Consider the following 8,151-nt stretch of genomic DNA (forward strand, 5'->3'; position numbering starts at 1 on the left):
CTGGGATACAGCAGCAGCGCAGGGGCTAGTATATGTGTCATCCATCGGATTCAATATCCCAGTAGTCAATTGGGGGAGTGGAACATACTACCATTGGGTAGCGCTCGGATAAGAAAGGAGGCTAACACATGCCATTACCAAGTAACGCAAAACTGAGCGACGTTATCGCTAAGTTGCAGGCACTGACGGGAATTAACCAAATCCCCGAGCTAAAAGAAGCGCTGCAGACGAAAGGGATCATGCTTACGGGCAACGAAACTATGGTCGACCTAGCGAAAATAATTATTGACAACAATTTTAACTTGACTGTAGATGCTACAGCCGTCCCGTCAGATATTAGAAGCGGGATGACGGCTTACGTCAATGGAGAAAAGATCATGGGGACTCTGCCCGTGCAAACAGGTGGAGCTATTACGCCTGGAGCTGTGGAAATCGTAAAACCTGCTGGAATTTATGATACTGACATTACGGTGAAGGGTGTTATTGTGCCTACGGATAAGGTGCTTACGGGTACAACCATTGCCGGGCAGGCTGGGGCAATGCCAAACCTAGGTTCAAAAGTAATTACCCCTGGAACTGTCAATCAGGCCATATCCATTGGATATCATAATGGTGGAGGGTATGTCGCAGGTGATCCCAATTTGAACGCGAGTAATATCAAAAGTGGGGTATCTATTTTCGGTATTGCCGGTAACCTAGTTGATACTGCAGAACAGCACGGTATCATAAATATACCCGCTAACAGTTTCGTTAATGTGACGACATCCTTTGATATACGGGGTTTTGCTGCTAAAGGATACGGTGTGGATGACATGCTATGGATGACAACAGATTTTGGATCGTATGCAAGATCTACCTCATCTTTGAGCAGTGGAGGAGATATAACTGATCGTATTTCTCGAGTAGGTGCTAGACAATACAAACTTACCAATTATGTTGTATCAAACGTAAACTGGACATACCAAGTCATTAATTAATGGGAAGGTGAAGTAAAAATGACTGCCGAAGAGTGGATTTCTATTAATCTAGAAATTATTCAAGACGATGGACTAGAAACAATATCTTGGTCGGGACTCGTATTTACTAGGGTCAAAGTATTTATTAGTTTGTTTCAAGAAGTATTCAACGTTACTAATTTTACAGATAAGGATGACTTGTTTAATGAGCTCATTCAGCATGATCAGGATCAAGGACTTGGTTTTACTCCTTATTTGAAAGCTGCAAAAGTTAATAAATTGTGATCAATCATTTAAAAGAGATTCATTTTTCACGCCCTCAGGAATCCATTCCGAGGGCTTTTTTCACATCCACATTTTCAAAGGAGGGGATCACCGTGCCACACGAAAGGGTGAGTGACGTGGAGGATGCGACCAAAGCTTTGGTGGAGATTCAAATTCAACTCGCACGTATTGAAAAAACCTTGGAGCAAGTGCCGACGCTGGCCGCCACGATTGAGACAACCAAGGAACTCGCCCGGGAAGCCATGCAGTCGGTTAAGTCAGCACATCAAAGGCTGGACCGGATCGAGGACGGCCAAAAATGGCTGTGGCGGACGGTCAGCGGTGCGGCCATCACGATCGTGATGGGCGCCATCGCAGCCGCCGTTCAGCTTGCAGGACATTAACAAATACCAGAAAGGTGGATGAAACATGGATTGGGATATGATTTGGCAGTTGATCGACCCGAAGCTGTTGATTGTGGTAGCTGTGTGCTGGGTTTTAGGATATGTCATGAAACAGACGCCATCGGTGCCGGATTGGAGCATTGTGTACATGGTGGTCATCGCCTCTGTATTACTTACGGTTTGGATGCATGGCTGGAACGCGGAGACGTTCATCCAGGGGATTTTGGCAGGAGCCTTTGCAGTATTCGGCCACCAGGTTGTGAAGCAGACGAAGAAAGTAGGGGACTCGGATTGAATCAAACGGAATTCATCGCCACCCTCGCCCCCTGCGCCATCGCTGACATGCAGGCCACTGGTGTTCCAGCTTCCTTAACGATCGCCCAGGCGATTCTGGAATCCAACTGGGGGACGAGCGGTCTTGCCCGGCAGGCAAACAATTTGTTCGGCATCAAAGGCAAGGGCACAGCGGGAAGCGTAGAAATGCCCACTACGGAGGTTGTTAACGGCAAGGCGGTGAGGGTGGCGGCATCTTTTCGCAAATACCACTCCTGGACGGAGTCCATTGCAGACCATTCCAAGCTTTTGCTGAACGGCACGAAGGACAAGCCGACGCGGTACCACGGCGTGCTGCGCGCAGATTACCGGCAAGCGGCCGAGGCAGTTTGGAAAGGCGGCTACGCTACCGATCCGAAGTACCCGTCCAAGCTAATCGCGATTATGGAGCAGTATGGACTGCCTCAATATGATGCATGGAAAGGAGATCACACCGAAATGAGTGTTAACATCACTGAGCTGGCACAGCAGCTGGAAGATTTGAAGAAAAAAGCGGAACGCCTGACCCAACTTGAGGTCCTTCTGCAAAAGGTGGAGCAGCGTATTTCCGCGCTGGAGGTGCGGCAGCAGATGGAGGTTCCGGCCTGGGCGGAATCTGCGGTAAACGCGGCGGTTGAGGCGAAGATCATCAGCACCCCGGTGAACGGAAGCTACGATCTGTACAGGGTGCTGACGATTTTACAGCGACTAAAGGTGCTCTAACGAGAATGCGAGTACCTACCATATAGAGACAAGTCAGGCAGGAGGGAAATCATAATTTTTTTCATACTAAAAGGGAGGCATCCGCTTATGCTGATTTATGAATACCAACCGACCATCCAGACGTTTTCGCTGCTTGAGCCGCTGCTGCCGGGCTGCGTGCGGGAACGCATCGAGGCGATTATGGACGCCGCCCCGGAAGCGGTGTTTTTTTGTAAAATCGAGGACCTGAACCCGAGCATCCGCGTGTATCTCCTGGAACACGATCCGGTGGACGACTATACAGAGTGCCATCTGCTGTCATGCGACCGGATCGGTCAGGACTATGAATACCTGAGTCTTTCCGTGGAACAGGCCCGTTCCGTGGAAAGGTTCGCAGCCCAGATCCCTGTTATTTCCCGGGGTTAGCGGAAGCTTGCTCGCGTTTGACCCGCTCGTATTCTTCCTCGATCGTTTTGGACAGCAGCTCCGTGGCGGTCATGTTCAGCTTCTTGGCCGCTTCGGCAAGCTGCTTTTTAATGTAGGCAGGCACGTCGTAGTGAAATTTAACCTTGTTTCCGTATGGCACAACAAAAACCCCCTTTACCCCATAACTTCCTGGTATTTGCGCTCGATAATCCGGATCAGCAGCTGGGTTGCGGACATGTCCTGCAGCGCCGCCGCTTCGATCAGCTTCTCTTTGATTTCCGGCTGGAATTCGTAAGGCAGCTTGAGCTTCGGCTCGGACATGTGGCCTTCCATCGTTTTTTCCGCATCAATTGCGAGCTTCACCAGCTCGTCCAACTTCGAAGTCTGAGATGCTTCGCGGCCGTATTTTGGCAGCACCCGGATCAAATACTGCTTCAGCGACTTCTGGTCTTCCTCGGCGATGTCCAGCTGCAGCCGGTCTTCTTCGACGTTCAGCTTGCAGTCCACGTGATAGCCGAACAGGTTAATCGAATAGTTCATGCAAAAGACCTCCTTGGATATTTGTTGTTTATTATATAGTGTATCGATACGCATTACAATATAATAATTTTATCCGTTTGATATAGCTTCCATTCCTCTGTAATGGGTCCTCGCAATGTCCTTACTACGTCATCGTCATATCCCACAATGTCTCCACTTCGTCATCGTCAAGTCCTCGCCACGTTCCCACGATGTCTCCGCTTCTTCATCGCCAAGTCCTCACAATGTCCTCTCAATGTCCTCACTAGGTCGCTATCACGCCCTCACCCTGTCTAAATTCCTCTTTTACCGCTCTCTTTCTCGCCCTTCAATTCTCCCCAAGCACCTCATCAGTCCCATCGTCTGTACTCCGCCATTTCCTTCGCCAATCTTCGATTTTGTTAACCCGAACCCGCTCCAAATATAGTATGATGTCACTAAGGAAAGTCATGTAAACGTCACCAAGCGACATGGTTTGTCTTCCTTACCGGATATACATCCAGCAACATCCCGAATGTGCACAACCACAACGAGCGTATCGTTCGCTGACGGAGCAGGGAGGGTTCTATGGAAAAATACATTTTATCACTGGACCAGGGGACGACGAGTTCCAGGGCTATCTTATTTAATGAAAAAGGAGAAGCCGTACATACGGCCCAGCGGGAGATAACGCAGCATTTTCCCCATCCAGGCTGGGTGGAGCATAACGCCAACGAGATTTGGGGTTCGGTCCTGTCGGTGATCGCGTCCGTGCTGTCGGAATCGGGCGTGAAGCCTGAGCAGATTGCGGCGATCGGCATCACGAACCAACGGGAGACCGCGGTAGTGTGGGATAAGGAAACGGGCGATCCCGTGTACCATGCGATTGTGTGGCAGTCGCGGCAGACGAGCGGCATTTGCGAAGAACTCAAGGCCCAAGGGCTCGACGACACCATCCGCGCCAAAACAGGGCTTCTGATCGATCCGTACTTTTCCGGTACGAAGGTCAAGTGGATTCTGGACGAAGTCGAAGGCGCCCGGGAAAAGGCGGAGCAGGGCAAGCTGCTGTTCGGCACGATCGATACGTGGCTCATTTGGAAATTTACCGGCGGCCGCGCGCATGTGACCGATTATTCGAACGCATCGCGCACGCTGATGTATAACATTTACGAGTTAGAATGGGACGACGAGCTGCTGGAGATTTTGGGGGTTCCGGCCTCCATGCTGCCGCAGGTGCGCCCGTCCTCAGAGGTATACGGCCTGACGGTACCGTACCACTTCTTCGGCACAGAGGTGCCGATCGCCGGCGTTGCGGGCGACCAGCAGGCGGCCCTGTTCGGGCAGGCGTGCTACAGCAAGGGTATGGCCAAGAACACCTACGGCACCGGATGTTTTATGCTGATGAATACGGGCTGCGGATGCTGAAGGAGTCGAAAGAGAGCGAAACGTACGCCTCGCGCGTGGCTTCAACGGACGGTGTGTACGTCGTCCCGGCGTTCGTCGGACTCGGCACCCCGTACTGGGACAGCGATGTGCGCGGAGCGGTGTTCGGCCTGACGCGAGGCACGTCCAAGGAGCATTTTATCCGGGCGACGCTGGAATCGCTGGCCTACCAGACGAAGGATGTGCTGTCCGCGATGGAGGCCGACTCGGGTATCGAGCTGACCACGCTGCGTGTCGACGGCGGTGCCGTGCACAACGACTTTTTGATGCAGTTCCAGAGCGACGTGCTCGGCGTCTCGGTTGAACGGCCGGTCATTAATGAGACGACGGCGCTGGGCGCTGCTTACTTGGCGGGTCTCGCTGTCGGCTACTGGAAGAGCCAGGAGGACATTTCCGGCCAGTGGGCGATCGAGCGCGAGTTCCATCCGGTGATGGAAGAGAAGGAGCGAACCGGGCTGTACGAAGGCTGGAAGAAGGCCGTACATGCAGCGATGGCTTTTAAANAAACACAGAAACATATCTTGGGGGGTCTCTTTTTCGATCTGGAGGGAGATAAGCACAGATGATATGGTCCAATACGAATCGTGAACAAATCAAGGACAGCTTGAAACAGAAAAGTTTGACGTCCTGATCATCGGCGGCGGTATCACCGGGGCAGGCATCGCGCTGGACGCGACGACCCGCGGGATGAAGACGGCGCTGGTGGAAATGCAGGATTTTGCCGCAGGCACATCCAGCCGCTCGACGAAGCTGGTGCACGGCGGGCTCCGCTACCTCAAGCAGTTTGAGGTTAAAATGGTCGCCGAGGTCGGCAAGGAGCGGGCGGTTGTGTACGAGAACGGTCCGCATGTCACCACGCCGGAATGGATGCTGCTGCCGATCCACAAGGGCGGCACGTTCGGCAAATTTAGCACGTCCTTCGGACTGCGGGTGTACGACTATTTGGCCGGCGTAAAAAAAGCGGAGCGCCGCATGATGCTCTCCCCGCAGCAGACGCTGGCGAAGGAGCCGCTCATCAAGAAGGAGGGGCTGAAGGGCGGCGGGTACTACGTGGAATACCGCACCGACGACGCCCGCCTGACGATCGAAGTGATGAAAGCGGCTGTGGTGCACGGGGCTTTCGCGCTCAATTACAGCAAGGTCGAGGAGCTGCTGTACGACGCCCGGAATAACGTGCGCGGCGCGGTGGTCCACGACCAGCTGACCGGGGACACCTATGAAGTCCACGCCGCTAAGGTCATTAACGCCGCAGGGCCGTGGGTTGACCGCATCCGCGAGAAGGATGCGTCGAAGGAGGGCAAAACGCTGCGCCTCACCAAAGGTGTCCATCTGGTCATCGACCAGTCCCGGTTTCCGCTGGAGCAGGCGGTGTACTTCGACACGCCGGATAAAAGAATGGTGTTCGCCATTCCCCGCGACGGCAAGGCGTATGTGGGGACGACGGATACTTTCTTTGACCGGGATACGGCGCATCCCCGGATGACGTACCAAGACCGGGACTATATTATTAACGCGATCAATTATATGTTTCCCGAGCTGCAAATTACGGCGGAGGATGTGGAGTCCAGCTGGGCCGGGGTCCGGCCGCTCATTCTTGAACAGGGCAAGGATCCGTCGGAAATTTCCCGCAAGGACGAGATCTGGGAGTCCGGCTCGGGATTGCTGACGATCGCCGGGGGGAAGCTGACGGGCTACCGGAAGATGGCCGAGACGATTGTGGACGTGCTGTCCCGGGAGCTGACTGAACAAACAGGGCGCCCGTTTAAAGCATGCCAGACGAAGCATCTGCCGATTTCGGGCGGGGACTTCGGCGGCTCGGCGCAGTATGAGCCTTTCGTGCGGAAGACCGCCCAGACCGGAATCGAGGCGGGGCTGGCCCCGGATGAAGCCCTCGCGATCGCCGGCAAATACGGCACGAATGCATCCGGCGTCTTCCGGCTGATCCAGAGCCACCGGGCGGAGGCGGAAGCGCACGGGCTGCCGCTGATGCTGTTCGGCCAGCTGGCCTATGCGCTGGAATCGGAGATGGCGGCGACGCCGGTGGACTTTTTTACCCGCCGGCTCGGCGCGACGCTGTTCGATATTCAGCTTGTGCGCACCTGGAAGGCGCCGGTCATCGAATATATGGGCAGCGTGCTGAACTGGAGCCCGGCGGCGAAGGAAGCGTACGCAGCCGATCTCGACCGCGCGCTGCTGGAGGCCGTGGAGCCGGCGGAATCGGATTGAGCGTAAATTAGGCAGTCGAATGCAGCATTCCATCAGGAACCTTTCATCCCCAGGATGAAGGGTTCCTTTTTGGCTTGGGGTGATACCCACCCAAACCCGCAGGCTCCCAGTCTCGGCGGTGACAGGGAATCAATGAGAAAACGATGCCTTCCTGTCAATCCACTGTCAGTGATGTTGACACCAACTGTTCGGATATTTGCGATAAACTTTGCATTTTTATGGAAAATAGGCACTCGCCCGCGTCCCATGTTAGTACACCTCCGGCAAAATCGCTTATAATAAAAAAACCATACTGTCGTGAGAGGAGTGCTGTACATGAACATTAAAGAAAAAAGAGAGCATCGGCAGTACCCCGAACAAGTGAAATCCGACGCGTCCCGCGCGCCATATGAGCGGGATTATTCGCGGCTGATCCATTCGCCGACGTTCCGGAGGCTGCAGGGCAAATCCCAAGTGTTCGGCGCGGGTACGGGGGACTATTACCGGACGCGGCTGACCCACTCGCTTGAGGTGGCGCAAATCGCCCGGGAAGCAGCGCGCAGCCTTCTGCGGGCGCATCCTGAGGTAAGCGACGAGCAGGCGGACAATCCCGGGCTCGTAATCGATCCGGAGGTGGTGGAGTGCGCGGCGATCGCGCATGACTTTGGCCATCCTCCTTTTGGACATAAAGGGGAAGAGGTGCTGGACGGCATTCTGGATCAGCTGATCCGGGACCGGACGAAAGAAGCCGTGAAGGGGCTGCATCTGTCCCCGAATGAAGTGAACGACGTCCGCGCTAGGCTGCGGAAGAAATACGAGCATTTCGAAGGCAACGCGCACAACTTCCGGCTGATCATGTTTTTGGAGAAGCGGGAAAATGTGGACGCCTGAACCTGTCCGACGCGATCCTGCTCGGCATCAATAAATATCCACTACCCCGG

8 protein-coding genes and 3 pseudogenes are annotated in these 8,151 nt (G+C 54.1%); 9 read left to right on the forward strand and 2 right to left on the reverse strand.

Annotated elements, in window-relative coordinates; all coding sequences use genetic code 11:
- Window positions 1-128: 128 nt before the first annotated feature.
- From CPT76_RS04305 to CPT76_RS04330, 6 genes are all read left to right on the forward strand, one after another.
- Window positions 129-977, forward strand: a complete 849-nt coding sequence (locus CPT76_RS04305; RefSeq protein ID WP_105442043.1) for a hypothetical protein — start codon at window positions 129-131, stop codon at window positions 975-977.
- A gap of 18 nt (window positions 978-995) precedes the next feature.
- On the forward strand, window positions 996-1,241 hold the full coding sequence (locus CPT76_RS04310) for a hypothetical protein (protein WP_105442044.1): 246 nt from the start codon (window positions 996-998) through the stop codon (window positions 1,239-1,241).
- A 92-nt stretch (window positions 1,242-1,333) separates the two neighbouring features.
- Window positions 1,334-1,624, forward strand: coding sequence for a hemolysin XhlA family protein (locus CPT76_RS04315; RefSeq protein ID WP_240913446.1), 291 nt, complete (start codon window positions 1,334-1,336; stop codon window positions 1,622-1,624).
- 25 nt (window positions 1,625-1,649) lie between these two features.
- Window positions 1,650-1,919, forward strand: coding sequence for a phage holin family protein (locus CPT76_RS04320; RefSeq protein WP_105442045.1), 270 nt, complete (start codon window positions 1,650-1,652; stop codon window positions 1,917-1,919).
- Window positions 1,916-2,659 (forward strand): glycoside hydrolase family 73 protein, encoded by a 744-nt coding sequence (locus CPT76_RS04325; RefSeq protein ID WP_105442046.1) that lies wholly within the window; start codon window positions 1,916-1,918, stop codon window positions 2,657-2,659. Before CPT76_RS04320 ends, CPT76_RS04325 begins: the two co-directional genes overlap by 4 nt.
- An 87-nt stretch (window positions 2,660-2,746) precedes the next feature.
- Window positions 2,747-3,064 (forward strand): hypothetical protein, encoded by a 318-nt coding sequence (locus tag CPT76_RS04330; protein ID WP_105442047.1) that lies wholly within the window; start codon window positions 2,747-2,749, stop codon window positions 3,062-3,064.
- Here CPT76_RS04330 and CPT76_RS37020 read toward each other — a convergent pair.
- Both CPT76_RS37020 and CPT76_RS04335 read right to left on the reverse strand, forming a co-directional pair.
- Window positions 3,048-3,224, reverse strand: coding sequence for a hypothetical protein (locus CPT76_RS37020; protein WP_181152685.1), 177 nt, complete (start codon window positions 3,222-3,224; stop codon window positions 3,048-3,050). The genes CPT76_RS04330 and CPT76_RS37020 overlap by 17 nt on opposite strands.
- 14 nt (window positions 3,225-3,238) lie before the next feature.
- Window positions 3,239-3,604, reverse strand: coding sequence for a hypothetical protein (locus CPT76_RS04335; RefSeq protein ID WP_105442048.1), 366 nt, complete (start codon window positions 3,602-3,604; stop codon window positions 3,239-3,241).
- 546 nt (window positions 3,605-4,150) lie between these two features.
- Between CPT76_RS04335 and CPT76_RS04340 the strand changes: the two are divergent.
- From CPT76_RS04340 to dgt, 3 pseudogenes are all read left to right on the forward strand, one after another.
- Window positions 4,151-5,508: pseudogene (locus CPT76_RS04340) on the forward strand (glycerol kinase); the annotation flags it as partial.
- Window positions 5,509-5,617: 109 nt separating this feature from the next.
- Window positions 5,618-7,231, forward strand: a pseudogene (locus tag CPT76_RS04345) (glycerol-3-phosphate dehydrogenase/oxidase); the annotation flags it as partial.
- A 315-nt stretch (window positions 7,232-7,546) separates the two neighbouring features.
- Window positions 7,547-8,151: pseudogene (dgt, locus tag CPT76_RS04355) on the forward strand (dGTP triphosphohydrolase); the annotation flags it as partial.

It is taken from the genome of Paenibacillus sp. AR247 (genome assembly GCF_002968895.1).
GTDB classification, from domain to species: domain Bacteria; phylum Bacillota; class Bacilli; order Paenibacillales; family Paenibacillaceae; genus Paenibacillus_AQ; species Paenibacillus_AQ favisporus.